The sequence below is a fragment of the Lacrimispora sp. genome (assembly GCF_046972725.1).
In the GTDB taxonomy this organism is placed as follows: domain Bacteria; phylum Bacillota; class Clostridia; order Lachnospirales; family Lachnospiraceae; genus Lacrimispora.
Genome location: NZ_JBKVXF010000004.1, coordinates 330,207 through 349,257 on the forward strand (window position 1 = coordinate 330,207; position 19,051 = coordinate 349,257).

General features: G+C 45.0%; 12 protein-coding genes and 1 tRNA gene. 10 read left to right on the forward strand and 3 right to left on the reverse strand.

Features of this window, described 5'->3' with window-relative positions:
- From ACLTWA_RS15560 to ACLTWA_RS15590, 7 genes are all read left to right on the forward strand, one after another.
- Entirely contained in the window at positions 1-3,159 is a 3,159-nt protein-coding gene (locus ACLTWA_RS15560; RefSeq protein WP_412328808.1) for an alpha-mannosidase, read from the forward strand.
- Positions 3,156-5,777, forward strand: a complete 2,622-nt coding sequence (locus tag ACLTWA_RS15565) for a family 78 glycoside hydrolase catalytic domain (RefSeq protein ID WP_412328809.1) — start codon at positions 3,156-3,158, stop codon at positions 5,775-5,777. Before ACLTWA_RS15560 ends, ACLTWA_RS15565 begins: the two co-directional genes overlap by 4 nt.
- 133 nt (positions 5,778-5,910) lie before the next feature.
- Positions 5,911-9,051 carry an alpha-mannosidase gene (locus tag ACLTWA_RS15570; RefSeq protein ID WP_412328810.1) on the forward strand — a complete coding sequence of 1,047 codons (3,141 nt, stop codon included), beginning with the start codon at positions 5,911-5,913 and terminating at the stop codon, positions 9,049-9,051.
- A gap of 98 nt (positions 9,052-9,149) precedes the next feature.
- Complete coding sequence (locus ACLTWA_RS15575) at positions 9,150-9,692, forward strand: HAD family hydrolase (RefSeq protein WP_412328811.1); 543 nt, start codon at positions 9,150-9,152, stop codon at positions 9,690-9,692.
- 21 nt (positions 9,693-9,713) lie between these two features.
- Complete coding sequence (locus ACLTWA_RS15580) at positions 9,714-10,649, forward strand: ABC transporter permease (RefSeq protein WP_412328812.1); 936 nt, start codon at positions 9,714-9,716, stop codon at positions 10,647-10,649.
- Positions 10,649-11,515 carry a carbohydrate ABC transporter permease gene (locus tag ACLTWA_RS15585; RefSeq protein WP_412328813.1) on the forward strand — a complete coding sequence of 289 codons (867 nt, stop codon included), beginning with the start codon at positions 10,649-10,651 and terminating at the stop codon, positions 11,513-11,515. Before ACLTWA_RS15580 ends, ACLTWA_RS15585 begins: the two co-directional genes overlap by 1 nt.
- Positions 11,516-11,558: 43 nt before the next feature.
- Entirely contained in the window at positions 11,559-13,154 is a 1,596-nt protein-coding gene (locus ACLTWA_RS15590) for an extracellular solute-binding protein (protein WP_412328814.1), read from the forward strand.
- Between the two features lie 100 nt (positions 13,155-13,254).
- On the opposite strand, the gene ACLTWA_RS15595 is transcribed toward ACLTWA_RS15590, so the two are convergent.
- Entirely contained in the window at positions 13,255-14,163 is a 909-nt protein-coding gene (locus ACLTWA_RS15595; RefSeq protein ID WP_412328815.1) for a helix-turn-helix domain-containing protein, read from the reverse strand.
- Between the two features lie 165 nt (positions 14,164-14,328).
- Between ACLTWA_RS15595 and ACLTWA_RS15600 the strand changes: the two genes are divergently transcribed.
- The 3 genes from ACLTWA_RS15600 (at position 14,329) to ACLTWA_RS15610 (ending at position 18,425) form a co-directional block, all read left to right on the forward strand.
- Positions 14,329-15,417, forward strand: a complete 1,089-nt coding sequence (locus tag ACLTWA_RS15600) for a glycoside hydrolase family 105 protein (RefSeq protein WP_412328816.1) — start codon at positions 14,329-14,331, stop codon at positions 15,415-15,417.
- 59 nt (positions 15,418-15,476) lie between these two features.
- Positions 15,477-16,166: a hypothetical protein gene (locus tag ACLTWA_RS15605; protein ID WP_412328817.1), complete on the forward strand. Its 690-nt coding sequence runs from the start codon at positions 15,477-15,479 to the stop codon at positions 16,164-16,166.
- A 573-nt stretch (positions 16,167-16,739) separates the two neighbouring features.
- Positions 16,740-18,425 (forward strand): S8 family peptidase, encoded by a 1,686-nt coding sequence (locus tag ACLTWA_RS15610; RefSeq protein WP_412328818.1) that lies wholly within the window; start codon positions 16,740-16,742, stop codon positions 18,423-18,425.
- 32 nt (positions 18,426-18,457) lie between these two features.
- Here the strand turns inward: ACLTWA_RS15610 and ACLTWA_RS15615 are convergent, their stop codons facing one another.
- Both ACLTWA_RS15615 and ACLTWA_RS15620 read right to left on the reverse strand, forming a co-directional pair.
- Entirely contained in the window at positions 18,458-18,640 is a 183-nt protein-coding gene (locus ACLTWA_RS15615; protein WP_412328819.1) for a hypothetical protein, read from the reverse strand.
- Positions 18,641-18,881: 241 nt separating this feature from the next.
- A tRNA-Leu gene (locus ACLTWA_RS15620) sits at positions 18,882-18,961 on the reverse strand.
- Positions 18,962-19,051 lie beyond the last annotated feature (90 nt).

The window sequence follows — 19,051 nt, forward strand, 5'->3', positions numbered from 1 at the left end:
ATGAATCCTATTAGAAACAGATTAAAGGCAGCAGCAGATTCATTGAAAGAGCTGTGCTACTCAGACTTAAAAAGTGCCGGACAAGTAAGGGTAAGTCTGGGAGATTATGAATTCGGGGAATACTTTGACAGCAGCACCCTTACATGGTCAGCCTTTGAAAGGGACGAGACCTGGGGCGGAACTGACCGCCATTACTGGTTTGTAACCTCTGTTACCATACCGGCTGATGATAAAGGCGCACAGGTAAGGGCCATATTAAATACGGGAGCTACGGATATCTGGAATACCGATAATCCTCAGGTCATGGTCTATCTTAATGGAAAGCTTTCCGGCACCATGGATATGAACCATCAGGATTTTATCCTGACAGAAGAAGCAAAAGGAGGAGAACACTTTGAACTGGCGTTTTACGCTTATTCAAACAGTCCCGGACTTACCAACTTCTTTCACCTGGAGATTGGAAAATATCTTGAAGATGTTGCAAAATTTTATTACGATTTTCTCGTTCCCTTTGAGGCTGCCGATCTTTTGGAGGAGGAAGATCTGGAACGGATCGACACCTTTAAGACACTGAATGAGGCACTGAATCTGGTTGATTTTCAGCGGCCCGGTTCCGAAGCATTCCGCTTATCGGTAAGAGAAGCGGATGAGTGGCTCATGGAAAACTATTATAAGAACCGCCCGGCTCATCCGGTGACTGTCCACAGCATTGGCCACACTCATATTGATGTGGCATGGAAATGGCCGTTGAAGCAGACAAGACAGAAGACGGTCAGAAGCTTTCAGACCGTTTTAAGCCTGATGGAGCGCTATCCGGAATATAAATTTATGTCAAGTCAGCCCCAGCTTTACCAGTTTGTCAAAGAGGAAGCTCCCGAACTGTTTGAAAAGATCAGGGAGAAGATCAAGGAAGGCCGGTGGGAGACAGAAGGAGCCATGTGGCTGGAACCGGACTGTAATCTGGCTTCCGGTGAATCCCTGATCCGCCATATTCTTTATGGAAGAAGATTCTTTGAAAAAGAGCTTGGCGGTCCGGTCAATGAAGTGCTGTGGCTTCCTGACGTATTTGGTTACAGCGCTGCCATCCCTCAGATCATGAAGCAGTCCGGTCTGACCTATTTTATGACCACCAAACTTGGCTGGAACGAATTCAACCGGTTTCCCAATGATGTGTTCCGCTGGAGAGGAATTGACGGAAGTGAAGTGCTCACTTACTTAATCAGCACCAGAGATTACTTAAAAAAGAATGAGACGGAAAAGAACTTCAGCACCACTTATAATGGAAGACAGGATGCCAGCCAGATCATGGGAACCTGGCAGAGGTTCTCAAACAAGGATGTAAGCAAAGACGTGCTGACCTGTTACGGTTACGGGGACGGAGGCGGCGGTCCCACCGAAGAGATGTTAGAGCAGAGCCGGCGTCTGGAACGGAGCGTCGCCCGTGCGCCCCGGACAAAGCAGACCTTTGTAAAGGACTTTTTCCATTTATTAGAGGAGCGCATGGACCAGAAGCAGCTTCCGGTCTGGGATGGGGAATTATATCTGGAAACCCACCGGGGAACCTATACTTCCATGGCAAAGAATAAGAAATACAACCGGACCTGCGAGTTTTTAAATGGGGACGCAGAATTTTATTCCGTTCTTGATCTGCTCCTGACAAAAGACCCGGAGTATCCGTCAGAAGCTTTGGAAAAGAACTGGAAACTTCTTCTTTTGAACCAGTTCCACGATATTCTTCCAGGCTCTTCCATCAAGGAAGTGTATGAGGATTCCAGTCTTCAATATGAACAGATCATACAGTCAGACCGTGAGATCATCGACTCCCGGATCACCCGTCTGCTTTCGTCTGCCGGCTTTGAACGGACAAAAGAGAACGGAAATGCACTTGCAGTATGGAATCCATTAAGTTTTAAACGAACCGGTATCGTAGAACTAGACCATCCGGTGAAAAATCCTGGACTTTTGTCCCAGGAGACGGCGGAAGGCGGAGTCATTTATCTGGCAGAGCATGTGCCTTCTAAGGGATATCAGGTGTTTTTGGAAGGAACTGTTACCAAAAATGCGGATGAAACCGGCGTATTTTTAACATTTGATTCTGATGGGGCAGGAAGACCGGTCAGACTTTTGACCAGCTATTATGAAGTGGAATTGGGCCCCGATGGAACGCTGACCAGGCTTTATGACCGGAAGGAAGAGAGAAGCCTGCTGAAAGAAGGAACAAAAGGCAATGAGCTTCTTGTATTTGAAGACCGGCCCTTAGAGTTTAATGCATGGAACATTGACGCAGCCTATAAGGAAAAGGTATGGCAGATCGACCAGGTATCAGAAGTCCGTCTTTTGGAGAATGGCCCGGTGAGAGGCTCGGTTCTCATAAAAAAACGGTTCTTGGATTCGGAAGTGGAGCAAAGGATCTGCTTTTATAAACACACAGCAAGAATTGATTTTAAGACCCGCATTAACTGGAACGAGCATCAGATGCTTTTAAAAGCGGCATTTCCCCTGGATATTCTTTGCAAAGAAGCCAATTATGACATACAGTTCGGCAATGTGAGCCGTTCCACTCATGAGAATACTACCTGGGATCAGGCCAGATTTGAAGTATGTGCCCACAAATGGGCAGATATCTCAGAACCGGGATACGGTGCGGCCCTGTTAAATGACTGTAAGTACGGGTATGACGTTCATGATTCCGTGATTCGTCTGACTCTGTTGAAATCAGGCATTTTCCCCAATCCGGATGCAGACCAGGGAGAGCACACCTTTACCTATTCCCTGTATCCTCACAAAGGAGATTTCCGTACAGGCGGTGTTGTGAGAGAGGCTTATGATCTAAACTGCCCCATGCAGGCGACTGCCGTATCAGGGAATCAGCCGGTTTCCTATTCATTCCTTTCCATTGAAGAAGAAAACGTACTGGCAGATACTGTGAAATATGCAGAAGATGGAGATGGAATTATTGTCCGTATGTACGAAACTTATGGAATGCGTACCAATGCTCATGTAACAATTGCAGAAAACGGAGCATCTGCAATTGTGGAATGTACCTGCATGGAAGAAGAGAAAGAAGCCTTATCTCATGAAAACGGAACGCTTGTAATTACACTGAAACCTTATGAAATAAAAACCATAAAGTTAAAAAGGCAGGAGCTGAAACAGTGATTATTGGGAGATTAAAAGTAAATCATATGACCAACCCGCTGGGGTACTGGATGGGGACACCGGTTTTTTCCTGGGTAGTCCTTGCATCCACGGGGAAACGTCAAAAAAAGGCCAGGATTCTGGTGGCAGCAGATGAACAGATGGAGCAGATTCTTTATGATACCGGAGAAAAGGAAGAATTAGACAGCCTTGGAACTGTGGCTGATATAACCTTAAAGCCGCGGACCCGGTATTACTGGAATGTGGAGGTATGGGCTGACGACGGAGATCACGGCGTCAGCGAGACTGCCTGGTTTGAAAGCGGAAAGCAAAAGGAACCGTGGATTGCCAAGTGGATCGAAGCACCCTTTGATAAAGACATTCATCCCTGCTTTCAAAAGAAATTCAATCTAAAAGAAGAAGTCTTATCTGCAAGAGCCTATGTCTGCGGTCTGGGACTCTACGAGCTTTCTGTCAATGGAAAAAAGGCAGGAGAGGAGTATCTGATGCCAGGCTACTATGATTACGAAAACTGGCTTCAATATCAGACCTATGATGTGACCTCTTTGCTGAAAAAGGGAGAAAATGATCTGAATGCCATGCTGGGCAATGGCTGGTACAAAGGAAGATTTGGTTTTGTTCCGGACATGAAAGAGCTGTACGGTGACCGGATGAAGTGGATTTGTGAGCTTCATATCACCCTGGCCGATCAAAGCGTGGTTCAAATCTGTACAGACGAGAGCTTTACCTGTAAAAAGTCACCGGTTCTGGAAAGCAGTATCTATAATGGAGAGTGGTACGATGCCAATCAGAATCCGGAATATACGGAAGACAGTATTTCTGCTATTTTAGCAAAAGTGCCCAAACCCCCTTTAAGGGAGCGGTTAAGCCCGCCTCTGGTTATCAAAGAGCGCATTTCTCCGGTAAAGCTGATCACCAATGAAGAAGGGGAGCAGATTCTTGATTTCGGACAGGAGATAACCGGCTGGGTAGAGTTTCCGTGCGGTGCTGAAAAGGGAAAAGAAGTCCATTTAAGATATGGTGAGATCCTTCAGAATGGGAAATTTTACCGGGACAATTTAAGGACCGCAAAAGCAGAATACCGGTATATCTCTGATGGAAAGCAGGCATGGGTCCGCCCCCTTTTTACCTATTACGGATTCCGGTATGTAAAGGTTACCGGACTGTCGGAAAAGGAGATGATGGAAGCCGTAGGCTGTGTGATCCATTCCGATCTGGAAGAGACCGGATTTATCAAGACCTCAGACAAGCGGATCAACCGTTTGTTCTTAAACGCTTTATGGGGGCAAAAAGGAAATTTCCTGGATGTTCCCACCGATTGTCCCCAAAGAGATGAGCGTATGGGCTGGACCGGTGATGCACAGGTTTTTGCTGCAACGGCAACCTATAATATGGATACTGCAGCATTTTACCGGAAGTATCTTTACGACATGCTTTTGGAACAAAGGGAATTTGGCGGAGCCGTTCCGGATGTAGTGCCGAATGCCATCGGAAAAGTCCATCAGCTCCGGGGAGAAGAAAAACGTTTTGCAGGGGCTTGTGCCTGGGGAGATGCGGCTGCCGTCATTCCGTGGACCATGTATTTGTTTTACGGGGATAAGACGCTTTTAGAAAACCAGTTTGAAAATATGCGTCTGTGGGTGGATTATATCAGATCCCAGGATGAGGAGCATTGCGGCGGAAAACGTCTCTGGATGTGTGGCTTCCACTACGGAGACTGGCTGGCACTTGACAATCCCGATAAGGAAAGCCGTTTTGGAGGCACTGACAGCTTTTATGTTGCATCTGCCTACTATTATTATTCTGCTTCCTTAACGGCAATGGCTGCAAAGGTCCTTGGAAAAAAGGAAGAAGCGGAAACGTATGGAAAGCTGGCAGGAGAGATAAAAACTGCTTTCCAAAGCGAATATTTCAATGGGGACGGAGACATCCTTATTTCCACTCAGACCGCAATGGTTATGGCCCTTCACTTAAATCTGGTGCCTGATGGAGAACCAAGAAAACGCCTGACCGAAGCCTTAAAGAAAAAACTGGAGGAAAATAATATTCACTTAGATACCGGTTTTGTGGGAACTCCGTGGCTCTGCCCGGTGCTTTCGGAGAACGGACTGCCAAAATATGCCTATACCCTGTTATTCAACGACGATTATCCAAGCTGGCTTTATGAAATAACCATGGGTGCAACCACCATATGGGAACGGTGGAATTCCGTACTGCCTGACGGTACCATCAGCGGAACCGGAATGAACAGCTTAAACCATTACGCTTATGGTTCCATTGTGGAATGGATGTACCGCTACATGTGCGGGATCAATCCGGTATGGGAAAAGCCAGGCTTCCGTCATGCCATTTTAAAGCCGGAAACCGATGAAAGGCTTACCTGGGTCAAAGGCTTTTATAAGTCTCCGGCAGGAGAATATGAGAGCAGCTGGGAGATCAAAGAGAATGAGGTCATCTACCAGGTAAAGGTTCCTTTTGGAGCCAGTGCGGACTTTGTGCTGGAACAGGGGACTATGGCTCCGGCGCTTAACGGCGAACCGTCAAAGGAACTGGAAGAAAGGGGCCGTATCACCCTTCCACCGGGAAGCTACAGAATCACTGCCAGGAGAAGAAAATAAGGAATTAGAGTCCTTTGCAAGAAATGCAAGGGATAGTTAGAGATTTGGCAAGGATTGCATAGTCACTCCCTTCCTTATGGAATATAATGGATTCATGAACAGTACTATATTCCGTGTGGAGGGAGGGCATGCAATGGTTTTAAAAGAAGAACAGCAAAAACGGATTAACATATGGCTGGAGGAATTGAATCATCACATGTTTGAAAAACTTTGTGATGTCTCTTTCTCCGGCTTTTTTACTACAGAAAGGCTTACCTTTGAGGAGGCGCTTACCAGGGAGTTCTCTCCCATGCCACAAGGGACTTTCTGGGGAGCAAAGTGGGAATACGGCTGGTTTAAAGCGGAAGTGGTTCTTCCTGAAAAAGCACAGGGACAGCGGATATTACTCCATCCGGAGGTTGGGGGAGAGATGCTTTTGTGGATCAACGGAAAAGCCGCCGGTTCCAGGGATTTAAAACATGATGGAATTACCCTGACACGCAGCGGAAAAGCCGGAGAGCGGTTTCAGATCATCGCAGAAAGTTATGCAGGGCATGGGCCAAGGCTGGAAAACGGCGGACCATGCCCTCCCGGACGTGTTGCGGTGCCGGAACCTCCGGAATTCCAGGTGAAGGTAGGAGCCTCAGATCTGGGAATCTTTAAGGAGGAGGCCTTTCAGCTTTCCATGGATGTGTTTACCCTTTTAAGACTTTATGAAGGTCTGGACCCTAAATCCCTTCGTGCCATGAAAATCAGGGAAGGTCTTTTTCAATTCACCAGGATTGTTGATTTTGAACTGGATCCGGAGGAACGGGATCAGACCTTTATACAGGCAAGGGAAGTTTTAAAGCCCCTTCTTTCCTGTAAAAATGGATCCACGGCTCCGGAATATACCATCTTTGGGCAGTCTCATCTGGATCTTGCCTGGCTTTGGCCCTGGGAGGAGACCAGAAGGAAATGTGCGAGGACCATTTCCACACAGATCGCCTTGGCGGAAGAATATGAAGAATACAAATTTCTTTTATGTGAGCCGCCCATCATGGAGAATGTAAAAGAAAATTATCCGGAGCTTTATGAACGGCTTCTTAAAAAGGTGAAGGATGGTGCATTTATTCCGGAAGGCGGCATGTATGTGGAGCCTGATACCAATCTGGTATCAGGGGAAAGCCTGATCCGCCAGTGCCTTTACGGAAGAAAGTGGTTCCGCGAGGAGCTTGATACAGACAGTTGTCTGGTCTGGCTGCCGGACTGCTTTGGGTTCAGCGGCCAGCTTCCTCAGATCATGAAAGGATGCAGGCTCCGGTATTTTACCACTCAGAAGATGGCCAGAGCCTTAAAAGGCTGCGAGGAGTTTCCGTATAATACTTTTTGGTGGGAAGGCATTGACGGTACACGGATTCTGACCCATTTTTTCAAAAAGAACAATGCCAGACTGGATCCTTTTGAAATGATCACCCGGTGGGAGGAGGACAGAGTGCAGCAGGAGAATATCGACACCTTTTTATTTCCCTTTGGATTCGGAGACGGAGGGGGAGGTCCCACCAGAGAGATGGCTGAGGTGGCAAGACGGGTGAAGGATTTAGAGGGGGCGCCAAGGACCCGTATGGAAAGCCCGGTAAAGTTTTTTGAAAGGCTGGAGAAAGAAGGAACGGTGAAAGAGGTTTACCGTGGAGAACTGTATCTTCCCTGGCACCGGGGAACCTATACCTCTCAGGCAAAGGTGAAAAGAGACAACCGGCGTGCAGAACTGGCCCTTCGGGAAGCGGAAAGCTGGAGCTCCATTGCCGGATTTTTAAATCTGGGCCCGAACCGGAGAGAAGAAGTGGAGCGGCTGTGGAAAAAGCTGCTGTTCAACCAGTTCCATGATATTATACCCGGTACTTCCATTACCAGAGTGTATGAAGATGCCGAACGTGATTTCAGAGAGATTCTAAAAGAAACAGAGAAAATAAGTGAAGTCTCCAAAAGAAGGCTTACCGGTGCAGCAGGCCATAGCTTCCTGGTATTCAACTCTCTTTCCTGGGAGCGGGAGGAGCTGGTGGAACTTCCCTTTAGAAAGAACCATGGATTTTATCAGAACGGAGCAAGGCTCATGGCACAGGCAATGGGGGATCAGGCCCTTGTACCGGTAAAGGTCCCTTCATTTGGCTACACCAGCGTGGAGGTGATACCAGAACAGGAAGAAGTGCTTCCCCATACCGGGTGCGGTATCCGGAAGGAAGGCGGTGTTTTCTTTCTTGAAAATCAATATATCACCGCAGGCATCAACTCTCTGGGAGAAGTCATAAGCCTTGTGGAAAGAGAAACCGGAACCGAATATGCGGCCGATGTATGCAATAAGCTCTGCATGTATCAGGATATTAACGTGGATTATGATGCCTGGGAAATGAGTTCCTTTTATAAAGAGCTTCCCATTGAACTATCGGAAGATTCTGAAATCCGTGTGATTGAAAACGGCCCCCTCATGGCGGTCCTGGAAGTCAGGCGGGTTCTTCATCATTCTCCCATGACCCAGCGGATCGCTTTGGCGTATAACAGCCGGAGGCTGGATTTTATTACGGAAATTGAGTGGAACGAGACTCATAAGCTTTTAAAAGCAGCATTTTCCGCAGATATCCGTGCAGACGAAGCAGTGGAAGAAATCCAGTTCGGATATGTAAAGCGCCCGACCCACCAGAACCGCCGTTACGACGCTGACCGTTTTGAGGTGTGTGCCCACCGGTACACGGCCCTGTGGGAACCGGGGCGTACGGCTGCTGTACTCAATGACTGTAAGTACGGCATCAGCACCAGTGGAAATTCCATGGAACTGACGCTGCTAAAAGCTCCGGTCTGGCCGGATATGTACGCGGATCAGGGAATTCACCGGTTTACATATTCCTTCTATGTGATTAGCAGGGACTTTTCGCAGAGCGGTGTGATCCGGGAAGGAATGCAGCTGAATAATCCTCTTTCCTTTTCCGGGCGGGGGCAGGGAGAACGGCAGTTTTTTTCCCTTTCCGCCGGCAATGTGATCTTAGAAACCGTAAAGATGGCGGAGGACGGCAAAAACCATTTGATCCTGAGACTTTATGAGGCGGAGGGAAGGCATGGGAGCTGTAAAATCTGCGCAGATATTGTCATAGGGGAAGCGTATGAGACCACCATGGAAGAACGTCTGGAAGAAGGAAAAAAGGTGGAAGTGATACCGGAGAATGGCAGCAGCAGGATGTTCCTTTCTTTTAAGCCCTTTGAAATAAAAACCATCAGACTTCTTCCAAAAACGCAAAAATTGCATATATTTTCGACAGAATAAAAACAAATTACGCATAGAAAACAATGTGCACAGAATATTATAATGCTTTCAACAGCTTTGAGATATAAACTACCAAAAAACGATACGGAGTTTAAAAAATGGAGAAAAAACTAATCATTTTTACAGACAGTGGGGACACGATTATTGATGAAAGTACTGAAATTCGCAATAAAGATGGGATTGTAACCCATGCGGAGCTGATTCCAGGTGCCGGGGAGACTCTAAAGGCTCTTTACGATGCCGGATATACCATCGCACTGGTCGCAGACGGGGAAGAGCAGTCCTTTGCCAATGTATACGAGGAGAATGGGCTTTTATACTGTTTCCGTACCAGAACCATCTCTGAGGTTGTTGGGATCCAGAAGCCTTCCAGACGGATGTTCCAGGATGCCATGGATAAGAATCATCTTACCGAAAAGGACAAAAAGCGTGTGGTGATGATTGGCAATAATATACGGAAGGATATTGCAGGAGCCAACCGTTTTGGAATTACTTCCATACTTTTAGACTGGTCTCCCCGTTATGATATGACACCGGCGGATGACTGGGAAAAGGCAGATTATATCGTCCATGAGCCAAAGGAACTTCTGGCTTTGATCGATCATTTGGAGGAGCAGCTGAGTAAAGACTGGATTGAATAGAAAAAAAGGGGGTGCATGATTGTGAAACGAGTAAAAAACAAGACAAAGAGGGGAAAGATTCCGTTTAAGGTTTATATCCGTAATACCTGGCAGTTGTATCTCATGCTGTTGATTCCCATTATTTATATGCTTATGTTCCGCTATAAGCCCATGATCGGGGGGATCATTGCCTTTAAAAAGTTCAACGTATTTGCAGGTATCTGGGACAGCCCATGGGTGGGCCTGGCTAATTTCAGAGAAGCATTTGGTTCTAAAGATTTCTGGAGTGCTTTGGGGAATACACTGATTTTAAATGCAGGGGATCTGATCCTTGGATTTCCGGTGCCGGTGCTGATAGCCGTATTCCTTTTTGAAATACGGAACAAGCGGATCCGTAAAGCCACGCAGACCATTCTGTATCTGCCCAACTTCTTATCCTGGGTTATTATTGCAGGAATCATTACCCAGTTGTTTTCTTCCAGCGGCCTTGTCAATGATCTGATCCGTAAGGCCGGGCTTTTGGAAGTGAATTTCTTAAGCAATCCCTTTATATGGAGATTTGTATACTGGTTTTCCGGAATCTGGCAGTCAGCCGGTTATTCTCTGATTATTTATCTGGCTGCTTTAACGGCCACTGATCCGTCTCTTTCAGAAGCCGCTTATATTGATGGGGCCACCAGACTGCAGAGAATCGGCCATGTGACCATTCCACAGATCCGCCCCACTATTTCCATTATGCTGATCATGCAGCTGGGTAAGATCGTATCCATTGATTTTGACCGTCCTTATATGATGGGCAATACACTTGTAAAGAGTGCCTCCGACGTTATCAGTACCTATGTATATAACGTGGGTCTTCAGGCCGGCCGGTTCGATTTTGCCACTGCTGTCGGCTTGTTCCAAACCGTAGTCGGAATCATCCTTATTTTATCTGTGAATAAGATTTCCAAGAAAATGGGAGAGGAGGGGATCATGTAATGAATGAATTAAAGAGCAAAGCAGAACGGCGGTTCCAGCTTTTCTGGAACACATTTTTTATCGTAATCAGTATTGTGGCGCTGATTCCCATTATCCGGGTGGTATCCATGTCCTTTAGTTCCAAGGATGCAATTCTGGCAGGAAAAGTATTCCTTTATCCGGTTCAGTTTACATCAGAAGCGTATGGCAGAGCATTTATGAGCGGAAGCTTTCTTTCTGCGTTCATTTATTCCATATTTCTAATGCTGGGATCTACCATTGTCAGCATTGCTATGACCGTTCTTGCGGCATACCCCCTGTCCAAAAGGAATTTAAAGGGCGGCGTACTTATCATGACGCTTTTTGTATTGACAATGTATCTGGATCCGGGAATCATTCCCAAGTATTTGAATGTAAAGGATTTTAAGATGATCGATACATTCTGGGCTTTGATCATACCGGAAGCATTGAGTGCCTATAACATGATCATCATGTGCACTGCTTTTAAAGGGATTGATTCCTCCCTTTATGAGGCAGCCAAAATCGATGGCTGCAGTGAAATTCAAACCTTATTTAAAGTGGCTCTGCCTCTGGTTTATCCGACTCTTGCAACCCTTGCCTTATTCTATGCAGTGGGAAGATGGAACCGGTTAAGTGATGTTCTCTATTATGTAAATTCATCCAGTCTTTATACGGTACAGATGGTTTTAAAGCAGCTCATCGAATCGGTAAAGATTTCCCAGGAAGAGGGAATTGCCTCTCAGCTTGTTGCAGACAATATCAAATCTGCAAGCATAGTTATCTCCATGACCCCAATGGTCATTGCTTATCCGTTTATTCAGAAGTATTTTACGAAGGGCATAATGCTTGGTGCAGTAAAAGGCTGATCATTTATTCCAATAATTATGAAAGAGAAAGGGAGGATTTTACATGAAAAAAGCAAGATTTTTGAAAGGCTGTATGGCCGTTCTTACAACAGCAGCGCTGATAACCGGCTGCAGTTTGGGCGGAGGAAAGGATTCGTCATCGGCAGCAGGAGGTTCGGACAGCAGTACCGGTAAGGGAGAAGAAGAGACCATCAAAGTCATGGTATGGGACAGAGGTGATGCGGCCCCTGGTACAACTGTGGAGAAAAACACCCAGACAGAATGGATCCAGAAACAGATGAAGGAAAAGTATAATATTAATGTGGAGTACGTTTCCGTTCCCAGGTCTTCTTCTGATGATAAATTAAATATTATGATGTCTGGCGGAAGCGCACCGGATATTGTATTTACCTACAATCAGAGCATTTTTTATAACTTTGCCCAGAACGGCGGTCTGGCAGACCTGACACAGGCTTATGATACATACGGTTCTGACATTAAAAAATATGTGTCAGATGCCCAGAAGATGGGACAGATTGACGGAAAGCAGTTTGCCATCATGAAGCAAAGAGGCGTTGAAGCCCCTAAACATACTGCCTATATCCGTAAGGACTGGTTAGATAAGCTGGGAATGGAGATGCCAAAGACAAAGGATGAATTAGCAGCTTATTTACAGGCGGTAAAGGATAAAAATCCAGGCGGTGTAAGCAATGTGATTCCATGGGCGATGAGCGGCCGTAATGATACGGAAAAAGGCTATTTAAACTTTGTCGGCTCCTATGTAAATCTAAAAGATGACAAGGATGCCTACGTGTACAGCGAGGCATATATGGCGGTTGCCCCAGGAGCAGTAGAAGGCATTCGGAAGTTAAATGAATTCTATAATAAAGGTCTTATAACAAAGGATTTTGCTACGGACACCAATGAAGATATCTATAAAGCACAGATATCCGCAGGCAATGTGGGCTTCTTCTTAGATGATACGGAGCGCCCGTGGGAATATATTGCCATTATGAACCAGACCCTTGGTCTAACAAATACCTTTGTTCCGGTACAGTGTTTTGAGCTGGAGGATGGCTCATACCGTACTCCTTTTGAGCAGAGATACGGTATGTTTGTTATGATTCCGAAGTCAAGTGAAAAGAAGATAGAGGCCTGTATGAAATATTTGAACTGGCAGGCAGATCCAAAGGTAGCAGAGAACATTGTATACACGGTGGAACATAAGACAGACGAAAATGGTGTTCCCATCAAATTATCCAGTGAAGAACTTGCTTCCAAGGGGTATCCCGGAACCTGTGATGATTTAAATATTGTAAACCTTGCCATGGACTGGACAAAGAGCAAAGATGCCATTGTATCCAAGTGGTTTAAGGACCAGTCGGTTGACTGGGCTGATCAGGAATGGTTCTCCAACTTCTATGACGTTCGGGCAGAAGGAAAGTACCGTTTTCCTGTAGACTCTAACATTTCTCAGGCAGAGGCCGATTACGGACAGAATATTGAGAAAATGATGATTGAATATGTATATAAATTAATAAGCTGTTCCCCTGACCAGTTCGACACCTTGCAGCAGGCAGAGTATAACAATCTTGTAAATGCAGGACTGCAGAAGATTCTTGATGCAAGAGCAGAATATTATGACAGCATAAAGAAGTAATTATTTGCGGGGCAGCAGGCTAGGAGTAGCTCGTGACAGCTCTTTCTCATCCGCATATTTAGGATGCCGGGAAGCTGAAACGGGCTTTCTCTGATTTTTCTCAAAGGATTGTCTGCAGGCTGGTATTTTTGGTGCCCTTGCGGTATTCCGACGGAGACTGGCTGCAATATTTTTTAAAAATGCGGTTGAACTGGGAGAAGCTTGTAAAGCCGCATTCCTCTGCCAGCTGGGAGATCTTTTTATTGGTATTTAAAAGCATATACTGCACGTTTTTGATCCGGGTCATCTGTATGTACTGAGTGAGTGTATATCCGGTGACCTTTTTAAACTGATGGGACAGATAATAAGGGCTGATGTAAAACTTTTTTGATAAAAAATCCAGAGTCAGCTCCTCCGAATAATGATTGTGTATGTAGTTGGCAATGGAATAGATCTTTCTGGAGGCTTCATCCTTTAACGGTTCATTTATATAGATGTTAAAAGGAGCAAGCTGCCGTAAGGTATAGAGGAAATCCACAAACATTCCATGGATCATCAAAGGCTTTAAATCCGGATCATCCTCCTGAAAGGAATAAATCCGGTTTAGCTTTTCATTGATCAGCTGCTGCTGTCTGGAAGGAAAGCGGTATATGGGAAGAGGGGCATAAAACGGTTCAAAAAGCTTTTGGTAGGTTTCCTGCATGCCCCACAGGGATGGCGGATATAAAAAACTCACCACGAGCCGCTTGCCCGGAGCGCCTTTTGGATACTCGGAGCGGTGAAGCACAGAGGGACGTAAAAGGACTAAGTCACCGGATCGGATGGAATAGGGAATTCCCTCTATTAAATGGCTGGCCTGGGGAGTGATCAGGACAAAGATTTCATAAAAGGAATGGAAATGCTGGAATGGCATGTTGATGTCAAAAGAGCGTTCATCATAATCAAAATAGTAATAAAGGGAATGCTTTATGTCATTAATGGTAAGGTTATGCTGTTTTTTGTAGTGCAATGTATCATCGGAATGAGTCATAATGAATCACCTGTATTCTTTCTTAATCGTCATGTTTTGGATTTTATTATATCAGAGATATTACGAAATTTGCAATTGATTGCGTCGAAAAAAGGGGAAGTAATGTAAAGTTTGAAAATAATGCTCTTAAAAAAAGGAGAGACAGAAGAAAGGAAACTGAAAGTCATGATTGATTTAAGGGAACGTTTGAAAGAGAAGCTGAACCTGCTGGTAAACAGTTTTGAAAAGATTTTATATGATGAAGACGACATTTTTTTGGAAAATATGAAAACAAGAAATCTGGCTGGAGACAGTGCAGAGCGCTACCGCTATTGGGAATGGACGCAGGGAGTGGGACTTTTCGGTTTATGGAAAATCTATGAGGAAACCGGGGATGAGAACTTTATAGAAAAGCTTGAAAGGTATTATGAAAGGCAGATGAACATTGGTTTGCCGGCAAGGAATGTGAATACCACCGCCCCTCTTCTGGCATTGTCATATTTGGCAGAAAAAAATGGCAATGAAATCTATAGGAATATCTGCCGGGAATGGGCGGCCTGGATCAACGATGGACTTCCAAGAACAGAGGAGGGCGGATTTCAGCATCTGACCTCAGATACCCTGAATGAACAGGAATTATGGGACGATACTCTGTTTATGACAGTCCTGTTCCTGGCACGCATGGGAAAACTGGAATGCAACCAGACCTGGATTGATGAAGCCCAGTACCAGTTTTTGCTTCATGTAAAATATCTTGCTGACAGAAAGACCGGTCTCTGGTATCATGGCTGGACCTTTAAAGGCAATCACAATTTTGCCGGTGCGTTTTGGGGCAGAGGCAACAGCTGGGTCACCATGGCGATTCCTGAACTGTTTGGCATCATCGATTGTAATGGAGCAGTAAAAAGATATTTAACAGAGGCACTGAACCGGCAGATCAGGGAACTGTCCAAATATCAGAGCGAGGGCGGCATGTGGCATACCGTCATCAATGATACGGATTCATATGTGGAGGCCAGTGCTACCTGTGGGTTTGCTTACGGAATCTTAAAGGCTGTTCATATGGGGATTGTGGACCCGGCTTATGAAGCATACGCCAGAAAGGCTCTCATACCTGTCCTGGAACTGATCGATAAGGAAGGGGTGCTGCATCAGGTATCCTATGGAACCCCCATGGGCAGAGAAAGTATACAGTTCTACAAAGACATTGAGCTTCGTCCAATGCCCTACGGACAGGCCATGGCAATGCTTTTTTTACTGGAAGCATCAAAATAAGTGGAAATATGGAGCTGAAAAGCTCCCTTTCCCAATTAGAATGAAAGGATCATCGACCAATGGAGGAAAATCTAAAACTTTTAGCAGCATACAAGCCTGTGATCATGCTAGATAAAAAGGAACCTTTTGAAATTACAGCCGTAGCCTGTACCGTATTTCATGAAACAAAACGCAGCAGTTCTTTTCCCAAAAGAGAAATTGAAATCAATCCGGATACTACAGCCTTTGCGATTGAATACGCCATCTGGTATGATTACGATATCCAGCATTTATATGAGTTGGAACACGTATGGGTATATGTGGGACATGATAAAACGGTACAGCATGTGGAAGCCAGCTTCCATGGAAAATACTTAAATATGGTGAATTTAGATACCGGAAAACCGGTTATGGCGGAGGGGCCCCACCCGTTGGTCTATGCCCAGCCTGGCAAACATGCTCTGCTGCCGGATCAAAGGCTGATCCGTCTCGTCCCTGACTGGTGGGAAAGCTGCATGGAAAAGGCAGGAAGCGACGGTATTCTGGTCCCGGATATGTTTGAAACAGAAATCTCTACGGATGAGGAGCTTCAAAAACTGACAGGCATCTATATCCGGGAACAATTTGGCTTTCGCCCAGCCATGGAGTTTCAGCCTTTTGATCTGAAAGACGGCATATTCATAACATGGGAAGCTTTAAAAAGCTCCATACCGGAACGGGTAAATCGACAGATTGAGATTATCAGGGAGTATGGTAAGAAGAAGCATTAAAGTGGAGACACGTTCAAATGGAGGAGGCCGGCAGGAGTGATCCTGCCGGCCGAGTATGAAAAAAAAGTTTATATAAAAGGTCTTTGTGGCCTGTTTACAGATTTTAATATAATGGAAAAATGTGTTTATATTTTGATGAAAATGTGAAGACTTTGTGAAGACTGAGTTTTTAAAACAAACACAAATGTTTAAAAAAGACTGAATTATAGCAGGAAAAAAGAACATTGATTTTTGGAAAAAAGGTAAGGGGAATGGCGCAAAATGAATAAAATTAAATAAAAACATAAAAAATGGAGTACCGTAGGATTGGGGAAATACGGCACTCCTAAGAAGAGTTATATAAATTATATCGCAAGAAAATGTTTAAGTAAAGTAAAATAAGTAAATTTTTATCATTTTATCAAAAATATTTGTAAATAAAGCTTATTTATGAGTATATAAGATGAATAAGAAGGTTTGCTTTATATTGCCATTATATTATAGGAATTTCTTCAAATTCTTCTGCTCATATCAGAAATACAGGCGCATAAACTATACCATATGCTCCATTTGAAACCGGCAGGAGGCTGATACATGGAAAAGATACTTGATAATCAATATTATGACCTGATCATTAGCAATGCTTTGGTACCAACCTATAACACAGGGGATAATATTACTCCGCTGAATGAAATGAATTCTTTGCTCCATTTACTGAAGAATCCGATGGAAGCCTGTGATCTGGGAGAATATCCATATCATTTTTTCCCGGCCTTATATACTTTGGAATCTACAATCGGTGCAGCGATGCCTGATAGGACGGTAAATGCTGCTCAGGAGGTGTTACCTGAGATGGGGCTGCATGGAAGAGGAGTGATTATCGGCGTGGTGGACACGGGCATTGATTACCGGCATCCGGTCTTTATGCATAACGACGGAACCACCAGAATCATTTCCATATGGGATCAGACGAAGCAGAATAGCATTCCCCCCAGAGGATTTACCTTTGGTGCGGAATATACCAGGGAGCTTCTTAATTTTGCGCTTATCTCTGATGATCCCCTGGCCATGGCTCCCACGGTGGATACGGTGGGACATGGAACGGCTATTGCCAGCATTATCGCAGGACGTCCTAATGAAGAAAACGGTTTTTCGGGAGTGATACCGGAGGCAGACCTGGTAGTAGTGAAATTAAAAGAAGCCAAAAGAAATTTAAAAGCATTGTTTTCTGTTCCGGAAAATTCCTTATGCTTTCAGGAATCTGATATCATGCTGGGCATCCGTTACATTATTGAAGTGGCCAGAAGGCTGAACCGTCCATTGGTCATATGTCTTGCAGTTGGAAGCAGTCAGGGCGGGCATGACGGAAAGGGGCCTTTCAGCGCTTATCTGGATTATGTGGTGCAATTACCAAAGACAGATGTGATTGTATCGGCAGGAAATGAGGCGAATAATCGACGGCATTATTATAACAACACACAGACAGGGCCGTTTTATAATAATTTTCAGCTTACAGTAGGAGTCAATGACCGAAAGTTCTTTATAGAAATCTGGCCATACATACCTTCCAGGCTTTTTATTGAAATTACAGCTCCCACCTTTGAATCTTCTCAGGTGGTCTATCCTTCTATGGAGGTTTACTGTCAGAAAATTACCTTCCAGTCAGTGAGAACAGAAGTCTGGGTAAATAATATTTTCTTTGAAGAAGAAACCGGGGAACAGCTGATTTTGCTGCGTTTTCAGAATGCCAGTCCCGGAAGCTGGTATTTTCGGATCGGAAGTGTCAGTGTTGAGCCGTTTTCTTTTCATTGCTGGCTGCCATCTGGCAATTTAATATCAAACGAAACATTTTTTTCTGATTCCGATCCGAATACGACCATTACCGCCCAGGGGGATGCGGAATACCCTTTGACTGTTACTGCATATAATCAGCAAAACGGAGAGATTCTCCCCGAATCAGGCAGAGGTTATACCAGACTGGGCCAGATAAAACCGGATATCGGTGCACCTGGATACCGGATTCCCTGCGCCATTCCTGAGAATCAATACGGAACCATTACCGGAACCGGCGCAGCCGCTGCCCATGCAGCAGGAGTTGGTGCCATGATCATGGAATGGGCTTACAGCAAGGGAAATTATACGGCTGTGACAGGAAACCAGGTCAACCGCCTGCTCGTCAGAGAAGCACAGCGAGCACAGGATGTATCTTACCCTAATAACATCTGGGGGTATGGAAAGCTCGATGTAGAAGAGGTATTTAAGCGGCTGTCGGGCCAGTGACCATATTACGGTTTTAAAACTGTTACAGATGTTTACTTGTCGTGCTTTAGCTCTTTCCGGATTCTGGGCTTGATGCCTCGTCGAGTCATCTCAGCCAGTATGCTTTCAAATTCTCCGGGGGGAGCCGATGGAACCTGAATTTCCCTGCTGGCAGCTTCTAACTGGTCAAATTCATCGGCCCAATGTTTTTCACATTTTTTTTCTCGATGTTTCAAATTATCACCTCCCAGAAAATTATATAACGATTGTAAAGCGGTCCTGCATGATAATGTGCATGAAATTTTTACCATTTTTTTCTGACATCTTTGTGGATCGTTTGTAATACAGACATGGGAAAGAAAATTAATTTCTACCTATTAATAATATAGAGAAAGAGAGCAGTATTAAAAAAAGTAAAAAACACCGGAAATTCCTGCTTGTACAAGAATTTCCGGTGTTTTCACCAATAACCTATTATGCGGGTAACAGGACTTGAACCTGCACGGTCTCCCACCAGAACCTAAATCTGGCGCGTCTGCCAATTCCGCCATACCCGCAGACAATCATATAATCAATACCAATAAAAGTACGATGAGACACCGGGGATTCGAACCCCGGACAACTTGATTAAAAGTCAAGTGCTCTAC